The organism is Methylococcus sp. EFPC2 (assembly GCF_016925495.1).
GTDB lineage: Bacteria > Pseudomonadota > Gammaproteobacteria > Methylococcales > Methylococcaceae > EFPC2.
This window is the reverse complement of record NZ_CP070491.1, coordinates 1,765,089-1,782,373: the sequence shown is the minus strand read 5'-3', so window position 1 is coordinate 1,782,373 and position 17,285 is coordinate 1,765,089. Positions and strand designations below refer to the sequence as shown.

Annotated in this window: 11 protein-coding genes and 1 tRNA gene; 5 read left to right on the top strand and 7 right to left on the bottom strand. The window is 61.6% G+C overall.

Going from position 1 to position 17,285, the window contains the following annotated elements:
* Positions 1–933 precede the first annotated feature (933 nt).
* The 3 genes from JWZ97_RS07360 to JWZ97_RS07350 form a co-directional block, all read right to left on the bottom strand.
* Positions 934–1,011: transfer RNA gene (locus JWZ97_RS07360), tRNA-Met, on the bottom strand.
* A 211-nt stretch (positions 1,012–1,222) separates the two neighbouring features.
* Positions 1,223–2,440, bottom strand: coding sequence for a UbiH/UbiF/VisC/COQ6 family ubiquinone biosynthesis hydroxylase (locus JWZ97_RS07355; RefSeq protein ID WP_205434130.1), 1,218 nt, complete (start codon positions 2,438–2,440; stop codon positions 1,223–1,225).
* Positions 2,441–2,540: 100 nt separating this feature from the next.
* Positions 2,541–4,550 carry a hypothetical protein gene (locus JWZ97_RS07350; protein ID WP_205434129.1) on the bottom strand — a complete coding sequence of 670 codons (2,010 nt, stop codon included), beginning with the start codon at positions 4,548–4,550 and terminating at the stop codon, positions 2,541–2,543.
* A gap of 508 nt (positions 4,551–5,058) precedes the next feature.
* On the opposite strand from JWZ97_RS07350, the gene gltB reads away from it, so the two are divergent.
* The 3 genes from gltB to JWZ97_RS07335 all read left to right on the top strand — a co-directional run bounded on the left by gltB (position 5,059) and on the right by JWZ97_RS07335 (position 12,752).
* Positions 5,059–9,687 (top strand): glutamate synthase large subunit, encoded by a 4,629-nt coding sequence (gene gltB, locus JWZ97_RS07345; RefSeq protein WP_205434128.1) that lies wholly within the window; start codon positions 5,059–5,061, stop codon positions 9,685–9,687.
* 115 nt (positions 9,688–9,802) lie between these two features.
* A complete protein-coding gene (locus JWZ97_RS07340; RefSeq protein ID WP_205434127.1) occupies positions 9,803–11,242 on the top strand; it encodes a glutamate synthase subunit beta in 1,440 nt (479 codons plus the stop codon).
* Positions 11,243–11,294: 52 nt separating this feature from the next.
* Entirely contained in the window at positions 11,295–12,752 is a 1,458-nt protein-coding gene (locus tag JWZ97_RS07335; RefSeq protein WP_205434126.1) for a TrkH family potassium uptake protein, read from the top strand.
* Positions 12,753–12,768: 16 nt separating this feature from the next.
* On the opposite strand, the gene JWZ97_RS07330 is transcribed toward JWZ97_RS07335, so the two are convergent.
* The 4 genes from JWZ97_RS07330 to JWZ97_RS07315 are packed head-to-tail and all read right to left on the bottom strand — an operon-like array spanning position 12,769 to position 16,229.
* Entirely contained in the window at positions 12,769–13,215 is a 447-nt protein-coding gene (locus JWZ97_RS07330) for a universal stress protein (protein ID WP_205434125.1), read from the bottom strand.
* A 38-nt stretch (positions 13,216–13,253) separates the two neighbouring features.
* The gene (locus JWZ97_RS07325) at positions 13,254–13,760 is read right to left on the bottom strand and encodes a hypothetical protein (protein WP_205434124.1); all 507 of its coding nucleotides are present in this window, start codon (positions 13,758–13,760) and stop codon (positions 13,254–13,256) included.
* A gap of 24 nt (positions 13,761–13,784) precedes the next feature.
* Positions 13,785–15,683: an ATP-binding cassette domain-containing protein gene (locus JWZ97_RS07320; RefSeq protein ID WP_205434123.1), complete on the bottom strand. Its 1,899-nt coding sequence runs from the start codon at positions 15,681–15,683 to the stop codon at positions 13,785–13,787.
* Positions 15,684–15,707: 24 nt separating this feature from the next.
* Positions 15,708–16,229, bottom strand: coding sequence for a YcxB family protein (locus JWZ97_RS07315; protein WP_205434122.1), 522 nt, complete (start codon positions 16,227–16,229; stop codon positions 15,708–15,710).
* A 229-nt stretch (positions 16,230–16,458) separates the two neighbouring features.
* On the opposite strand from JWZ97_RS07315, the gene bfr reads away from it, so the two are divergent.
* Both bfr and JWZ97_RS07305 read left to right on the top strand, forming a co-directional pair.
* Positions 16,459–16,926 (top strand): bacterioferritin, encoded by a 468-nt coding sequence (gene bfr / locus JWZ97_RS07310; RefSeq protein WP_205434121.1) that lies wholly within the window; start codon positions 16,459–16,461, stop codon positions 16,924–16,926.
* A gap of 101 nt (positions 16,927–17,027) precedes the next feature.
* Positions 17,028–17,237, top strand: a complete 210-nt coding sequence (locus JWZ97_RS07305; protein WP_205434120.1) for a (2Fe-2S)-binding protein — start codon at positions 17,028–17,030, stop codon at positions 17,235–17,237.
* Positions 17,238–17,285: the final 48 nt, after the last annotated feature.

Below are 17,285 nucleotides of genomic sequence, written 5' to 3'. Positions count from 1 at the left end.
ATTATCGCGAGTTTTCTCCGCTTTTTCGTACGCTTCATCCAAGGAACAGTGGTTTCGGTATCGGCGAACCCTGTTCACTCCTCCGGCAAATCGTGTATTCGGCTGAGTAAGCCGAAGCATCCATGGTACGTCATGGGTGAGAATCTCCCAATCCGGACGCAGGCGGCTCCCCTGGGCGGCACGCCTTTTAGGGTCCGAATATCGGTCGATTGTTAAGTTAGGGGAGGAAAATCGAAAATGGATGCAGATTACGATGAATTCGAAATTGCGCGGGTTATACACGGCTTCAGACTCATCGATTCGGAGTCTTATGAACGCCAATACCGTTTACCCGATTGGAAAGTATTAGCCCCCGGTTACTATGTCGTTAGTTGGCCGGGAAACGTGAAAGTCCGGCGTTTTGATCAAGACGCCGTTTTTCATGGTCCCTTCGCGCATAGGCAGGACGCTCAGCACGCCGCCGAACGGATGCGGGCGAGGGTGGCGCCGATAGTCTTCGGCAGGTCTCGGCGCTTGCAGGGCGGGATTGGCGTGCGGACCGAGGAGTCGCCCGTTGCGCGCGCCGACGGGCGGCTTATCCCCTTGTCCGTCCCCGCGGTCGGGGTGGCTCCGGAGACGCAGGGGGATGCGAAGTACAAGCACCGGGGAATACTCAGATCGCCCCACCGCGATCATGACGGGAAGGCCCACGCCTCGGTTTGATCCGCGCCGGCGGGAAATCCGCGGCGGTTAGGTCATCGGACCGAGTCGCCGGGTGATCGAATCGATGGTCGTCCCACGAAGTGCGGGCTCAGGGCGTTAGGAATGCCCCGTTGGGCGGAGCACTTTCGTGGGACGCATCGACGGCGCCTGTCGTCTTAGACGAAAAACGGGGGCGGTGAGCCGGTCGGGAAACTGGACGCTGCTGCCGTCAAGCGGAGCGCGGCTAGAAAATGGTGGTGATGGGCGGGATCGAACCGCCGACCTGAGGGTTATGAATCCTCCGCTCTAACCGGACTGAGCTACATCACCATCTCGTATTACGGATGTCTTGCTCGGGCTGGATGCCAGCAAGGCTGGGTATTCTTGGCTTAATGCCGTCGGATGTCAATAGCCAAGATGCGTGCTGGCGCTTTGGCCATCGCGCGTTCCACCGTGCGCTCCCCGCTCATCCTGGCTGATGGGTGTTTCATCGTCGGTCGAATTGTCCCGGCAACCTCCACCTGAGCTCACCGGGGCGGGGTCATCCCAGTATCGCCTCGCCCCGTGCCAACCGCGGCAGTCTGCCGCCCAGGCCCATGGCATAGCGCATGGCGATTTTTTTCGCGGGCGAGAGGCGTTCGGCCAATCCCAATCCCAGGTTGCGGATGAACTTGAGCGGCAGGACCGTGTTGCCGAACACCCTGTAGAACAAATCCATGGTGGTCATCATCAGGAGATTGTTCTGCCGGCGCATCTTTTCATATTCCCGCAAAGTTTTCTCGGCGCCGAGATCCAGTCCTTGGCGCTTGGCGTTCAGCAACACCTGAGCCAACGCGGCGGCATCCAGCAGGCCGATGTTGACGCCCTGGCCCGCCAGCGGATGGATCATGTGCGCGGCGTCGCCGATAAGGGCCACTCCCTCCTTGATGTAATGCTGGGCATGCTGGCGCTTGAGCGGAAAGCTGCCGCGCGCCTCGATGCGTTTTATGTCTCCCAGGGCGGAAGGAAACGCGGCCAGCAATTCGGCCAACAACGCCTCATCCGGCAGCGCCTTGAGTCGTTTGACTTCCTCCGGCGTTTGATACCAGACCAGGGAGGCGTGGGGGCCGTCCAGGGGAAGAAAGGCCAGGGGACCCGTGGGCGTGAAGCGCTGCCAGGTGATGTCCTGTTGCGGATAGGCGGTTTCGACGGTCAGAACCAGCGCGTGCTGTTCGTAATCCCAGGCGCTGACGCCCATGCCGGCTGCTTGCCGCACCCGCGAATAGCCCCCGTCCGCCGCCACCAGCAGGCGGGCCGTGAGGACGCGGCCGTCGTCCAGCGTGACCGTCGATTGTCGGCTGTCGTGCTCGATCGACCGCGTCCTGGCAGGGCAGAGTAGGGTGATGTTGCGGAAATCGTGCAGACGTTCCAGCACGGCCAGCTGGATGATGCGGTTCTCGACGATATGCCCCAGCAGGGGTTCGTTGATGTCGTCGCTGCGGAATTCGACATCGCCCTTGTCCTCCCACACCCGCATGCGGCGGAACGGGCACAGGCGGCGCGCAACGATGCCGCGCCAGGCACCCACCGTCTTGAGGATGTTGGCCGATGCGATGCTGATGGCCGAAACGCGCAGATCGTGCGGCTGGTCCGGGGCGAAATCGGGCGGCGGAGCGTCCTCGATGATGGCGATTTTCAGCGGACTGTCGCCCAGGCTGCAGGCGAGCGTGGCGCCCACCATGCCGCCACCGACGATGACGACATCATAGTGTTCTGTCATGAATATTCTCCACGCGTGAGAGGGAGCCGGCCATCGGCGGCGGCATTCGGAAAAGGGCGCATACCTTAAAAGGAATGGGCGCGTGCGGCAACCGAGTGATTCAGAGGGTTTTATCGTATCCGTCGGTATCTCTGAGAACGGGATGGACCAAATCGATCGCTGCGGCCTGGAGTCCCGGCCCCGCGGGGGAGAGGCGACCATAGCTCGCCAACAACTTGGCCGGCAACGGTCCCACGATGTGCTCCAGTTCAGCAAGGCGGATGCCCTGGCGCACCAAATAGGCGATATAGGTGTGGCGCAAGGCAGCGGAGTCGATTTCTTCGGGCCGCGGCAAGCCGGAGTCGATGGCGGCACAGGCGATGTGCGCTTCCAGTTCTTCCGTATCGCTGTCTCCCCAGGCCGGCACGGGGCGATGGTCGGCGAACATTCTCTGCACGGTCCTGGGTATGGCCAGAGTCCTCGGTGGGGAACTCGGCGGGCTGATGCGCCGATGCTCCAGATCGATATGTTCCTCCCGCAAGCTTGCCGCCTCGTTTAGGGTGGCGCCGGAAAGCAGCATGCCGATGAGTTGCCGGGCCGGGATGGACGCTGGCTGCATGAGCATGCGCAGTTCCGATTCCGATAATTCGCGCGGTGGAAGCTGTTCCAATGCGGCCGTTCGTCGCTCCGGCAGACTTTCCGGCTGCTGGCTTGCTCGGCCGAGCACGATGCTCTCCGGCACGGAATAAACCCGGATGTCCGGAATCTGAACCAAGGCTGGCCCAGGCACCGGCGGACGATGGGTCAAATACTCGTGCAGCCACACGGCAAACAAGGCCAGCGCCAGCGAGATGCCGACTACGATGCCGCTGTCGCGACGATAATCGGGCCAGACGGGAGCGTCGGGGAGCGAGGCCCGATCCACGACGCTGAGCAGGGGCAGGGCGTCGCGCGGCGCGACTTCGAAATTGAGGAGTTGCTCCTGCGTCTTGCGGTACAACTCCTCCATGTCGGTCAATTCCTTCTGCAGGGCCTCATGCTGGCTGAACCGCGTGGTGAATTCGGCCACCTTGGCTTTGTGCGCTTCGATTTGCGCTCGGATCGACAGGCTGGTTTGCCGGGCGGCCTGGTGGGCCCTTTCCGCCAGGGCGATCTCGTCTTGCTGGCCTTGGGCGGCCTTTTGGGCGATTTCCTTCTCGGTCTCGCGCAATTGTTCAGGAATGATCTTGAGCTGAGGTTGCAGCTCGATATAACTGTTCGTATAGCGCCGTTTGAGTTCGGCCAGTTTCTCGCGCAGATCCTGTGCGCGCTTTTCCAGATAAGAGAGCGAAGCCCGTTCCTCGGGCGGCGCCACGGACTCGCCCCGGGCTATGGCGGCACGCGCGGCGTCGATGCGGGCCTTGGCTTTGGTTTCTTCATCGTTGGCCTTGTTCAGCGCATCGTTGAGCCCTCGCAGTTCGGAGACCGCCTGATTGCCCGCTTCGTCCTTGCTGAGGATGTCATGGGTGCGGCGGAACAGATCGAGCGCCTGCCGCTTGTCGGCGACCTTGGTCTCCAATTGGTCGATTTCGAGCCGCAGTGCATCGGCGGCGCTGTTCTCGGATTGGCTGGCCTCGCGCGCGCGCAATTCCTGATACACGTCTAGCCAGGCATTGATCACGGCGGGCAGCTGCTTTTCATTCGGCCCTCGGGCGCGCAGTTCGACCACGTTGGTGTCCGCGAACGGGGTGGCCGTCAGCATGGCTTCCAGCTCGGCCATGCTCGGCACGGGCGTTTCGCCGCCGGCGCGCAGGCGGTCGAGGACGGATTGCAGCAGGGTGGGGCCGAGCAGCATCTGCTGCTGGATGATGACGTGCTCCGCCGTGCCGCCTCGTTGATCCTGGATGACGACACGTTGGTCCTTGCTGTCGATGCCGGGCTGCTCGAGCACGATGGGCGCGACGGTCAGTAAGGTGGCGCGGCTTTCGTAGAGCGGCTCCCGCAGCCAGACATAAGCTTGCCCCGTCAGCAGGACGGGTAGAAACACGGCAAGAAAAACCAGGAGTCGGCGCGGCCAGCGCGGCTCATCCGAGTAAGCCGCCGGCTCGGACCGATGCGACAACACTTCTAGGGCGGGAGGTAGGGACTTCATGCCGGTGCTCCGGTTTTGCGTGTCCGGTCCTGTGCAACAGGAATCCGGACTACGGTTTGCCGGTCGATGGTGGCGCGCCTGGCCGGCAATGTAAAGGAAGAAACAGGACCTGGTGTCGAGTGAGGAAGCGCAGGCCGTAATAGGAGGCTGGATAATTTCCCCGTTGTTCGATCAAATCCTAAGCGTCTTTTCGGGCCGCCGCCGGTGTGGCCTGGGGTAGGGCGGGTATATGTCGCAAAAAGATTATGGTTGCAGCAGTATTGGACAGCCGAAAATAGTAGGCGGTAGACTGATCGGCCCTTGAAATGTCCTGCCGGATTCCCTATAGTCGGCGGCCATTTGGCCGCTCCTGGGGTATATCAGGCCAAATCGTTTAGATTTCAAAAACATACGGCCCAAGTGGGAGTCCCGCCCGATTTTGCGGGGGAGGCTTGCGGACAATACGGTGTCGAATGCGCCGCGAGTCCTGATGTCCACACTGGCCGATTGCCGAATTGAGGTTCCAAGTATGAGTCACAACGCTCTTCCCGAGAAGCAGGGTTTGTACGATCCGCGCAACGAGCACGATGCCTGCGGCGTCGGCTTCATCGCCCATATCAAGGGGCAGAAAAATCACGCGATCGTGCGCCAGGGCCTGGAGTTGTTGAAAAACCTCACCCACCGGGGCGCGGTCGGTGCCGATCCGCTGGCCGGTGATGGCGCAGGCATACTCATACAGACTCCGGACGAGTTTCTGCGCGCGGAAGCCGCGGCGCTGGGCATCGTCCTGCCGGCGGTCGGCGAATACGGTGTAGGTATGGTCTTCCTGCCGCGCGACGCCGCGCATCGCAGCCGCTGCGAGCAGGTGCTCGAAGATTTCATCCGCGCCGAGGGCCAAACCGTTCTGGGCTGGCGCGACGTGCCGGTCGACAACGCCGGGCTGGGCGAGTCGGTCAAGCTGGTCGAGCCGACCATACGTCAGGTCTTCATCGGCCGCAATCCCGCGCTCAAAGATCAGGACGCCTTCGAACGCAAGCTGTTCGTGATTCGCAAACAGGCCGAGAACGCCGTGCGGGGCTTGGGCCTCGCCGATGGCAAGTCCTTCTATCTACCGTCTTGTTCGTCCCGTACCCTTGTGTACAAAGGCATGCTGCTGGCCGACCAGGTCGGCCTCTTCTATAAGGATCTGCAGGACGAGCGTATCGTGTCGGCCCTGGCGCTGGTGCATCAGCGCTTCTCGACCAATACCTTCCCGACCTGGGATCTGGCCCACCCGTTCCGCATGATCGCCCACAACGGCGAAATCAACACCGTGCGCGGCAACATCAACTGGATGGCCTCGCGGCGTTATTCCATGTCGTCCGAGTTGCTCGGAGACGATCTGGAGAAGGTCTGGCCGCTGATCGCGGAAGGGCAGTCCGATTCGGCCTGTTTCGACAATGCCCTGGAATTGCTGGTGACCGGCGGCTATTCGCTGGTGCACGCCATGATGCTGCTGATCCCGGAGGCCTGGGCCGGCAATCCCTTGATGGACGAGCAGCGCCGTGCGTTCTACGAATACCACTCGGCCCTGATGGAGCCGTGGGACGGCCCGGCGGCCGTGGCCTTCACCGACGGCCGCCAGATCGGCGCCACCCTGGACCGCAACGGCCTGCGTCCGGCGCGTTACCTGATCACCGACGACGACCATGTGGTCATGGCCTCGGAGATGGGCGTGTTGCCGATCCCGCAGAACAAGATCGTCAAGAAGTGGCGGCTGCAGCCGGGCAAGATGTTCCTGATCGACCTGGAGAAAGGCCGCATCATCGACGATGCCGAGATCAAGTCCGAGCTCGCCGCCAAGGCGCCTTATCAGCAGTGGCTCAACGAATCGCAGATCGTGCTGGAGGACTTGCCGCCCGAAGTCGCCGCCATGGCGCCGGATGCGCAGACCTTGCTCGACCGCCAGCAGGCCTTCGGCTATACCCAGGAAGACATCAAGTTCTTCCTGCAGCCGATGGCGCTCACCGGCCAGGAGCCGGTCGGCTCCATGGGCACCGACGCGGCCCTGGCCGTGTTGTCCAACCGCTCGCGCCTGCTCTACGACTATTTCAAGCAGGGCTTCGCCCAGGTGACCAACCCGGCCATCGACCCGATCCGCGAGGAACTGGTCATGTCGCTGGTGTCGCACATCGGCCCGCGGCCGAACCTGCTGGGCCTGGGCAACGGGGTGGGCCACAAGCGGCTGGAAGTACATCAGCCCATACTGAGCAACTCGGATCTGGAAAAGATCCGCCGCATCGAAACCCGCACCGCCGGCGCCTTCAAGACCAAGACGCTAAGCATCTGCTATGCCGCCGATACCGGTGCGAGCGGCCTTGAGCCAGCGCTGAAGGCTTTGTGCGCCCAGGCCGAGCAAGCCGTGCACGACGGCAACAACATCCTGGTGCTGTCGGACCGCCGCCTGGATGCCGACCATGTGGCCATCCCGGCCCTGCTGGCGACCTCGGCGGTGAACTATCACCTGGTACGCGCTGGTCTGCGGACCAAGGTCGGTCTGGTGATCGAAACCGGCGAGGCCCGCGAAGTGCATCATTTCGCCCTGCTGGCCGGCTTCGGCGCCGAAGCCGTCAATCCCTACTTGGCTTTCGACACCTTGTCCGCGATGCGCGAGACTCTGCCGGAGAAGCTGACCGAGTCCGAAATCCACAAGCGCTACATCAAGGCGGTCGGCAAGGCCTTGCTCAAGGTCATGTCCAAGATGGGCATATCGACCTATCAGTCCTATTGCGGCGCGCAGGTCTTCAATGCCATCGGTCTGGCCGAGGATTTCCTGGACGCTTATTTCACCGGTACGTCCAGCACCACGGGCGGTGCCGGGCTCAAGGAGATCGCCGAGGAAACGGTGCGCCGTCATCGCCTGGCCTACGGCAACGCGCCGATCTACCGCAACGCCCTGGACGTCGGCGGCGAGTATGCCTACCGCGTGCGCGGCGAGGACCACATCTGGACGCCGGAGACCATCTCCAAGCTCCAGCACGCCACCCGTGCGAACGATGCCAAGACCTACGCGGAATATGCGAAGCTCATCAACGAGCAGAACGAGCATTTGCTGACCCTGCGCGGCCTGATGGACTTCAAGTATGCCGATCAGCCCATCCCGCTGGACGAAGTCGAGCCGGCCAAGGAAATCGTCAAGCGTTTCGCCACCGGTGCCATGTCCTTCGGTTCTATCTCCTATGAAGCGCACACCACGATGGCCATCGCGATGAACCGCATCGGCGGCAAGTCCAACACCGGCGAAGGTGGCGAATTGCCCGAGCGCTTCAAGCCGCTGGCCAACGGCGACTCCCTACGCTCGGCGATCAAGCAGGTGGCTTCCGGCCGTTTCGGTGTGACCGCGGAATACCTGGTCAACGCCGACGACATCCAGATCAAGATTTCGCAAGGCGCCAAGCCGGGCGAAGGCGGCCAGTTGCCGGGCCACAAGGTGGATACGGTCATCGCCAAGGTGCGCCACTCGACCCCGGGCGTGGGCCTGATTTCCCCGCCGCCGCACCACGACATCTATTCCATCGAGGATTTGGCCCAGCTCATCCATGACCTGAAGAACGTCAACCCGGCGGCGCGCATCAGCGTCAAGCTGGTGTCCGAGGTCGGCGTAGGCACGGTGGCCGCGGGCGTGGCCAAGGCGCACGCCGATCACGTCACCATTGCGGGTTACGACGGCGGCACGGGTGCCAGCCCGATCACCTCGATCAAGCATGCCGGTCTGCCCTGGGAAATCGGCCTGGCCGAAACCCACCAGACCCTGGTGCTGAACAAGCTGCGCGGGCGCATCAGCGTACAGGCCGACGGTGGCATGCGCACCGGGCGCGACGTCGCAGTCGCCATCCTGCTGGGTGCCGACGAGGTCGGTTTCGCGACCGCGCCGCTGATCGTGGAAGGCTGCATCATGATGCGCAAATGCCATCTGAACACCTGCCCGGTGGGCGTGGCGACCCAGGATCCGGAGCTGCGCAAGCGCTTCACCGGCCAGCCCGAGCACGTGGTCAACTATTTCTTCTTCGTGGCCGAGGAGTTGCGCCAGATCATGGCCAAGCTGGGCTTCCGCACCATCAACGAGATGATCGGACGGTCGGAGCGGCTGGATATGAACCGCGCGATTTCGCATTGGAAGGCGTCCAAGATCGATCTGAGCAAGATCCTGCACAAGCCGAAGGCCGGTCCCAACGTCGCCGTCTACAACGTCGAGGTCCAGGATCACGGTCTGGATCAGGCCCTGGACCGCAAGCTGATCGCGCAAGCCCAGCCGGCCCTGGAAGAAGGCAAGGCGGTCCGGATCGAGACCGAGGTGCACAACTACAACCGCACCATAGGCGCGATGCTGTCCGGCGAGGTGGCCAAGCGCTACGGCCATGCCGGCTTGCCCGAGGACACCATTTCCATCCTGGCCAAAGGCACGGCCGGACAGAGTTTCGGCGCCTTCCTGGCGGCCGGCGTCAGCCTGGAACTGCAGGGTGAGGCCAACGACTATGTCGGCAAGGGCCTTTCCGGCGGACGCATCGCGATCTACCCGACCGCGGATTGCCCCATCGTGCCGGCCGAGAACATCATCGTCGGCAACACCGTGCTGTACGGTGCCATCAGCGGCGAATGCTATTTCAGCGGCGTGGCCGGCGAGCGCTTCGCCGTGCGCAACTCGGGCGCCGTCGCGGTGGTCGAGGGCGTGGGCGATCACGGCTGCGAATACATGACCGGGGGCGTGGTGGTGGTGCTGGGCCAGACCGGGCGCAACTTCGCGGCGGGCATGTCGGGCGGCGTGGCCTATGTGCTGGACGAGAGCGGCGATTTCGAACACCGCTGCAACCTGGCGATGGTCGAATTGCAGCCGGTTCCCGCCGAGGATACGGCCCTGGAAAAGCACGACCATCAGGGCGGCGACCTGGAGAACCACGGCTTGGTGGATATACTGCGCGACATGACCTGCGGCGACGAAAAGCGCGTCCGCAACCTGATCGAGCGTCATCGCCGCTACACCGGCAGCGAGCGCGCACGCCATATCCTGGAAAACTGGTCCAGCTATGCCGGGAAATTCGTCAAGGTCATGCCGGTAGACTATCGACTGGCTTTGGAGAAAATGCGCCAAACCCAGGTGCAGTCCGGTATTCAGCATTAAGAACGAGAGGACACGGCGCCGAGCGCCGGCCGGGCCAACGGTAGGTGCGATACTGCGACATCGACCGCCGACGGTCCGGTCCTACCCTGAGAATTGCAACAGAGGTTAAGTAAGCATGGGCAAGCCCACGGGATTCATGGAAATCGCGCGTCAGGACAGGCGCTACACGCTGGTCGCCGACCGCGTACAGCATTATCACGAATTCGTCGTTCCGCTCAGCGAGGACGAGGTGCGCAAGCAGGGTGCCCGCTGCATGGACTGCGGGATTCCGTATTGCCACAACGGCTGCCCGATCAACAACATCATTCCGGACTGGAACGATCTGGTCTACCAGGGCAATTGGCAGGATGCCGTCGAGGTGCTGCACAGCACCAACAACTTCCCGGAGTTCACCGGCCGCATCTGCCCGGCGCCCTGCGAGGCCGCCTGCACGCTGAATCTGACCGACGAACCGGTGACTATCAAGACGATAGAATGCGCCATTGTCGACAAGGCCTGGGAGAACGGCTGGATCAAGCCGCAGATTCCCGCCCGGCGTTCCGGCAAGCGCGTGGCCGTCATCGGCTCCGGTCCCGCCGGCCTGGCGGCCGCACAACAACTGGCACGCGCCGGTCATACCGTCGTCGTGTATGAAAAGGCGGACCGCATCGGCGGCCTGTTGCGCTACGGCATTCCCGATTTCAAGCTGGAAAAACACTTGATCGATCGCCGCATCGCGCAGATGCAGGCCGAGGGCGTGGTGTTCCGTCCCAACACCCATGTCGGCGTGGACGTTTTGCTGAAGTCGCTGGTCGACGAATTCGACGCCGTGCTGCTCGCAGCGGGATCGGAACAGCCCCGCGACCTGCCGGTTCCCGGCCGCGAATTGCGCGGCGTGCACTTCGCCATGGAATTCCTGCCGCAGCAGAACAAGCGCGTCGCCGGCGACGTCATTCCCGATGACGTGAGCATCGTCGCGCACGACAAGCATGTGCTGGTCATCGGCGGCGGCGATACCGGTTCCGACTGTATCGGAACCTCCATCCGCCATGGCGCGGCGGCCGTCACGCAGATCGAAATCCTGCCCAAGCCGCCGGAGAAGGAGGAAAAGGGCCTGACCTGGCCCTACTGGCCCAACAAACTGCGCACTTCTTCGTCGCAGGAAGAGGGCTGTGCCCGCGACTGGGCGGTCACCACCAAGCGTTTCGAGGGCGAGAACGGTAAGGTTACCCAGGCCGTCTGCGCCCGGGTCGAGTGGAAGCAGGAAAACGGCCGCTGGGTGATGAACGAGATTCCCGGGAGCGAATTCACCATCAAGACCGATCTGGTTTTGTTGGCCATGGGCTTCGTGCATCCCGTGCGTGACGGCATGCTGGAGGAATTGGGCCTGAGTCTGGACGAGCGCGGCAACGTGCGGGCCGACACGGCCGACTACAAGACTTCGGCCGACAAGGTCTTCGCGGCGGGCGACGTGCGGCGCGGGCAGTCGCTGGTGGTCTGGGCCATACGGGAAGGTCGCCAGGCCGCGCGGGCGGTGGACGAGTTCCTGACGGGAAGTTCGGAACTTCCCCGCTAGGCAAGGCCTGAGGCCGGCGTTTCCTCATTTCCCTCAGCCTATCCCCGCGTCCATGGGCAGATTGCTTTCGCTAGCGCATGTATTCGGCCTCATGCTGATGGTGTACAGCGCCGCCGATCTGCTGCCGCTGGTAGCCGCGCTGGTCTACGGCGATGGAACCGCCATGCTGTTCGTACATGACTTTGCGCTGAGCTTCTGTTCCGGGGGAGTGTTCTGGATCTTCTCCAAGGGCTACCAGCGAGAACTTAAGGCTAAGGACGGATTTCTGGTCGTGGTGATGGCCTGGCTGGGAATGGCCGCATTTTCGACCTATCCGTTGATGGCTTCGATTCCGGGCTTATCGTTCACCGACGCCTATTTCGAGGCGATGTCGGGTCTGTCCACCACCGGCGCCACCATATTGTCCGGGCTGGATAATTTGCCGCCGGCCATCAATCTCTGGCGCCATGAACTCAACTGGCTGGGCGGAATGGGCATCATCGTTTTGGTGGTGGCGATACTGCCGGTGCTAGGCGTGGGCGGGCGTCAGATGTTCATGGCGGAGACGCCGGGGCCCATCAAGGACAGCAAACTGACCCCGCGCATCACCGAAACGGCCAAAAATCTCTGGATGGTTTATGCCGGCATCACGGTGGCCTGCATCCTGTCCCTAAAATTGGCCGGTATGAACTGGCTGGACGCGATCTGCCACGCCTTCGCCACCATGGGTCTGGGCGGCTTTTCCACCCATGATGCCAGCGTCGGTTATTTCGATTCGCCGGCCATCGAGGCGATATTGATCGTCTTCATGCTACTGGCGGGGATGAATTTCGCCACGCATTTCCTAGCCTTGCGGGGACATAGCCTGAAGCCGTACCGCCATGACATCGAAGCCATACCCTATCTGTGGCTGGTGGGGCTAAGCTGCCTGGGCATAGGCGCCTATCTATGGTCGCAGGGGACTTACGAGAGTTTCTGGGTCGCTCTGCGCCATGCCAGCTTCAACCTGGTGTCCATCGCGACCGACTGCGGCTTCGCCAGCGTGGATTTCAATCAGTGGCCGATCTTCGCACCGCTGTGGATGCTGTTTCTGAGCTGCGTTACAGCCTGCACGGGATCGACGGGAGGCGGCATCAAGATGATGCGTTCCATGGTTTTGGTGAAACAGAGCCAGATGCAGATGTTTCTGCTGACTCACCCGACGGCGGTCAATCCCCTGAAAATCGGCAAAATGGTCATACCGTCCGCCATCGTATTTTCGGTGCTGGGCTTCATCTTCGTTTATTTCATGAGCGTGGTGATATTGACCTTGACCCTGGTGATCAGTGGACTGGACTTTATTTCGTCGTTTACGGCGATCATCGCCTGCATCAACAATGCAGGTCCCGGTCTGAATCAGGTCGGCCCGGCGACCAATTATGCCAGCCTGAATGACTTCCAGACCTGGATCTGTGCTCTGGCCATGTTCATCGGCCGTATCGAAATATTCACCTTTCTGATCATCCTCACGCCGGCGTTCTGGCGTAAGTGACCGGCGTTAGGACGACTTACTCATCGGCGCGCAGCCTCACCGCGAGCACGTCGCACTTCGCGTGATGGATGACGCTCCCGGCGGTGGAGCCCAGCAATAAGGCGATGCCGTGTCGGCCGTGGGAACCGACCACGATGAGATCCACCCCATTTTCTTCCGCGACCCGCACGATCTCGGCTTTCGGGCTGCCGATCTCGACGTAGACGTTTTCCTTGGGAAGCTGGAGGCTCACGGCCAATTGGTTCAGGCGCTGGCGGGCCGATTCGACCATTTGTTCGGTGAGGTCCAGGTCGAAGGGTACGATAGGGCCGTAGCTGGTGTCGCCGATGGGCAGGTTTTCCACCACGTGTATGAGACTGAGCTTGGCCTCATGCTTGTGGGCCAAATCGAGCGCACGTTCGGCGACCTTGGGGTGGTGTTCACTGAAATCGAGCGCCAACAGGATGTGACGGTAGTTTTCCATGTTTTCCTCCCTTGCTGGGTTGATCGCCCGTCGGCGATTCAGGCCGGAGGGGCAAACAGCATGACCATGATCTGATAGCTGCCGCCAATATAGACAATCGCCATGACGATAGCCACCGGTAATGCGCAGGTCAGGGCGTGGCGCAGAATGTGTGCGACGACTGCGAAATGCCAGAACATCAACAGCAGTAGAACCGGGTAACCGGGGGCGCTCGCATCGCTGCCGCTGGCGCTCATCCATAGCAAGACGGGTATGGCCAAGGCGCTGATGAGCCCATCGGTCGCCAGCATCGCGGTGCCGGTTTGTAGGAAGCGGCGATGTAGCTTCATGCCGGCCAGGGTGACCCAGGCAAACACCAGCAACAGGGCCAACTCGACCGACACCTGCAGCAAGGCGCCGTAGGGGTCGGAACCGATGCCTGTCAGCACCAGACCCACGACAGCAAACGCCAGCAGCGCCAGGCCAAACAGGAAACGCGAGGCGGGCACGTCTTGCGGGCCTTTCTTGAACAGGCAGATATCCAGAAAGAGTCTGATCAGCGGCATGGGTGGATTTTGGGAAAAGGGGAATTAGGCGGCGTCGACCTGTTGAGCGGCTTCGAGAGCCTCGCCGGCTTCCAGCCAAGCGTTTTCGGCCGCCGCCAGCGCGCGGTCGACACGTGCCTTGTCCCGCAGCAAGGCTTGCAGCCGATCCTTGCCGTCGGGCTCGTACAATCCGGGGTCGGCGAGTGCGGATTCCATCTGGTGGCGTTCCTGGCCGAGTTTATCCAGTTCGCTTTCCGCCTTCTGTAGTGCCTGTTGCAGCGGGCGCAACTGCTGGCGCTTATCCGCATCCAGGCGGCGCTGGTCTTTGCGGGATAAGGCTGTGGCGCCGGTTTCCAATGCGGCCGGGCTGGGGGCTCCGCTTGCCGCCAGCTTTTTGCGGTAGTCTTCCAAGTCGCCTTCGAACGGCTCTACCCTGCCGTCATGCGCCAGCCAGAATTCGTCGGCGACGGTGCGCAGCAGGTAGCGGTCGTGCGAAACCACGACCAGGGCGCCTTCGAAATCCTGCAATGCCCGGCTCAGGGCGTAACGCATTTCCAGGTCGAGGTGGTTGGTCGGTTCGTCCAGCAGCAGCAGGTTGGGGCGCTGATAAACCAGGAGCGCCAATGCCAGACGGGCTTTTTCGCCGCCGGAAAAAGGGGCTATTTCTGCCATAGCGGCATCGCCCTGGAAGCCGAAGCCGCCGAGAAAATTGCGCAAATCCTTTTCGCTGGCCTTGGTGTCCAGCCGTTGAAAATGCCGCAAAGGACTTTCGTCCATGCGCAGTTGCTCGATCTGGTGTTGCGCGAAATAGCCCAGCTTCAGATCCTGGGCTTCGATGCGTTCGCCTGCCAGGAGCGGCAGATCTCCTGCCAACGTCTTGATCAGGGTCGATTTACCGGCGCCGTTCGGACCCAGCAGGCCTATGCGGTCACCCGGGGCCAGCGTGAGGTCGACGTTCTCCAAGATCCGCTTTTGGCCGTGGCCGACGCTGGCTTCCCGTACCCGCAACAAGGGCCGTGGCAGCTTGGCAGGCGGCTGGAATGCGAAGTCGAAGGGTGAGTCGGCATGCGCCTGGGCGATGACTTCCATGCGCGCCAGCGCCTTGATGCGGCTTTGCGCCTGGCGTGCCTTGGTGGCTTGGGCGCGGAAGCGGTCGACGAAGGAGCGTATGTGGGCGATCTCCCGCTGCTGCCGGTCGTATGCGGCTTGCCGTTGGGCCAGCAGCTCGGCGCGTCTGACCTCGAAGGCGGAATAATTGCCGGTATAAACCGTCAAGACTTGATTTTCGAGATGCACGATGCGGTCCGTGACGGCATCCAAAAAATCGCGGTCGTGGGAAATCAACAGCAAGGTGCCTGGATAGGTGCTCAGCCAGTCCTGCAGCCACAACACGGCATCGAGGTCCAGGTGATTGGTCGGCTCGTCCAGCAGCAGGAGGTCCGAACGACACATCAGGGCCTGAGCCAGATTGATGCGCATGCGCCAGCCACCGGAGAAGTCGGTGACCGGTCTATCCTCATCGCCGGCCTGAAAGCCCAGCCCGCTCATGAGGCGCGCGGCCCGTGACCGTGCCTGGTAGCCGCCGATGTGTTCGAAGCGGGCGTGCAACTGGGCCAAATGCAAGCCATCGTGAGCTTGCTCGGCTTGCTTCAGCTCGGCCTCCAGCGTACGAAGCTCACGGTCGCCGTCGAGCACGTATTCGATGGCCGGGCGACTGTCGGCCGGGGTTTCTTGTGCGACGTGTGCCAGCACCAGGCCGGGGGGGAGCTCGAGAGTTCCGGCATCGGGCAGGAGTTCACCGAGAAATAGGGCAAACAGGCTGGATTTACCGGCCCCGTTGGCGCCCACGACGCCGACCTTGTTGCCGGCGTGCAGCGTCAGCGAGGCGTGTTCGAAAAGCAGGCGAACGCCGCGCCTGAGCGCGAGCGACTTGAAATTGATCATGCGCGAGAGCTCGCGATTGCAAACTTATTCGGCTGCAGCGATGAGCTGGTCCGCTTCCTTGACGAAGGTGTGCAGTTCGCCTTTCTTGACCGCTTTGCGGGGAATGATCAAGGCGGCGGTGGACGAGACGAAGATGAAAACATGCCGCTTGGTGACTTCCACTCGCAAAATGTCGTCCCAGGCGATGCGCGACTCGCCGCGTTCGCTGATTTCAACCAGCTCCTTGGGCTCGGTACGCAGCGTGTAGTGGCCCAATATGCAGGTCTTTTCCTCTTCCGTATACATGGCGCGCACCTGCTTGCGCCAGCTCCATTTGAAGTAGGCGGGAACGCCGCTGCCCCACAATACACCCACAACACCGGCGAAAAGCGCCGTGGGTATGTCCTTGTAATAGAAAAACAGCAACAGCGAGATGCTTACGATCACTCCCGGCACGACCGCCTGATGCCGACGCATGAATTTTTGCGTGGCCTGCGATTCGCTGATTTGATGTTCGTTGAACGCAATGAGGTCTTGCTCGCGCACTTCGTATTCGATTTCTGCCATGATGATTCCGTATTTAGAGTTGCGGCGCTGGAGGAAAGGCGGTTCGTGTTGTTTTAAGCCTGGCGCGCGATATTTTTCGAGTGTCTTCCCGTCTCATGGATACGCGCGCTTGGCGCGAGTCGCCGTTCGGATGGCTACCAATGGCGGGACGAAGAAGGGTGACTAGTATACGCAATTCTGCTTCAATCTAGCCACGCCAGCCTATCAATAGACGCAGCCGGAGACCGACATGAAAGGCAATCCCCAGGTCATAGATCATCTAAACCGCCTGCTTGCCGGCGAGTTGACCGCCATCGACCAATATTTCATCCACTCGCGCAAATTCCATGACTGGGGGCTGGATAAGCTCTATACCCAGATCGACCACGAAATGGCCGAGGAGCGAGGACACGCTGATCTGCTCATCAACCGCATACTTTTTCTCGAAGGGCATCCCGACCTGGCCACGCGCGCGCCGTTGAACGAGGGCGATGATGTGCCCGGCATTTTGCGCAACGACCTGGCCCTGGAACATGAGGTCGTGGTCCAGTTGCGCGAAGTAATGGCTTTCTGCGAATCGGTACAGGACTACGAGACCCGGGACATATTGCTCAAACTCTTGAAGGACACCGAGGAAGATCACACCTGGTGGCTGGAAAAGCAGTTGCGACTGATAGACACGCTAGGCTTGCCGAACTACCTGCAGTCGCAGATTTAGAGCGGTGGTCGGCGTGTGCCGGGAATAAATACTCTGGTGTTGATAAACATTCTCAGTTGTACTAAGCTTGATGCCAAGCCCATCATCAAGCGGTTCATCCCATGTACATCTGTATCTGCAAGAGCGTAACGGACCACCAAATTCGCAAGGCGGTGTTCGAAGACAGGGTCAGCAGCATGCGGGAGTTGCGTAGGTGCCTCGGTGCTTGCGACCAGTGCGGCAAATGCGCGACCGACGCCCATGCGATATTGCGTAGCAGCATCAGCGAGCGGACGGAGATGGAACAAGCGTGTATGGAAGCCGCCGCTTGACGAGGCATAGGCAAATCCACAAAAAATGCGCCCGAGGGCGCATTTTTT

Excerpts from the sequence above, each read along its gene's own strand:
- JWZ97_RS07335 (WP_205434126.1), top strand. The coding sequence starts at position 11,295 with ATGGGCAGATTGCTTTCGCTAGCGCATGTATTCGGCCTCATGCTGATG.
- bfr (WP_205434121.1), top strand. The coding sequence starts at position 16,459 with ATGAAAGGCAATCCCCAGGTCATAGATCATCTAAACCGCCTGCTTGCC.
- JWZ97_RS07320 (WP_205434123.1), bottom strand. The coding sequence starts at position 15,683 with ATGATCAATTTCAAGTCGCTCGCGCTCAGGCGCGGCGTTCGCCTGCTT.
- JWZ97_RS07330 (WP_205434125.1), bottom strand. The coding sequence starts at position 13,215 with ATGGAAAACTACCGTCACATCCTGTTGGCGCTCGATTTCAGTGAACAC.
- JWZ97_RS07350 (WP_205434129.1), bottom strand. The coding sequence starts at position 4,550 with ATGAAGTCCCTACCTCCCGCCCTAGAAGTGTTGTCGCATCGGTCCGAG.
- JWZ97_RS07305 (WP_205434120.1), top strand. The coding sequence starts at position 17,028 with ATGTACATCTGTATCTGCAAGAGCGTAACGGACCACCAAATTCGCAAG.
- gltB (WP_205434128.1), top strand. The coding sequence starts at position 5,059 with ATGAGTCACAACGCTCTTCCCGAGAAGCAGGGTTTGTACGATCCGCGC.
- JWZ97_RS07340 (WP_205434127.1), top strand. The coding sequence starts at position 9,803 with ATGGGCAAGCCCACGGGATTCATGGAAATCGCGCGTCAGGACAGGCGC.
- JWZ97_RS07355 (WP_205434130.1), bottom strand. The coding sequence starts at position 2,440 with ATGACAGAACACTATGATGTCGTCATCGTCGGTGGCGGCATGGTGGGC.
- JWZ97_RS07315 (WP_205434122.1), bottom strand. The coding sequence starts at position 16,229 with ATGGCAGAAATCGAATACGAAGTGCGCGAGCAAGACCTCATTGCGTTC.
- JWZ97_RS07325 (WP_205434124.1), bottom strand. The coding sequence starts at position 13,760 with ATGCCGCTGATCAGACTCTTTCTGGATATCTGCCTGTTCAAGAAAGGC.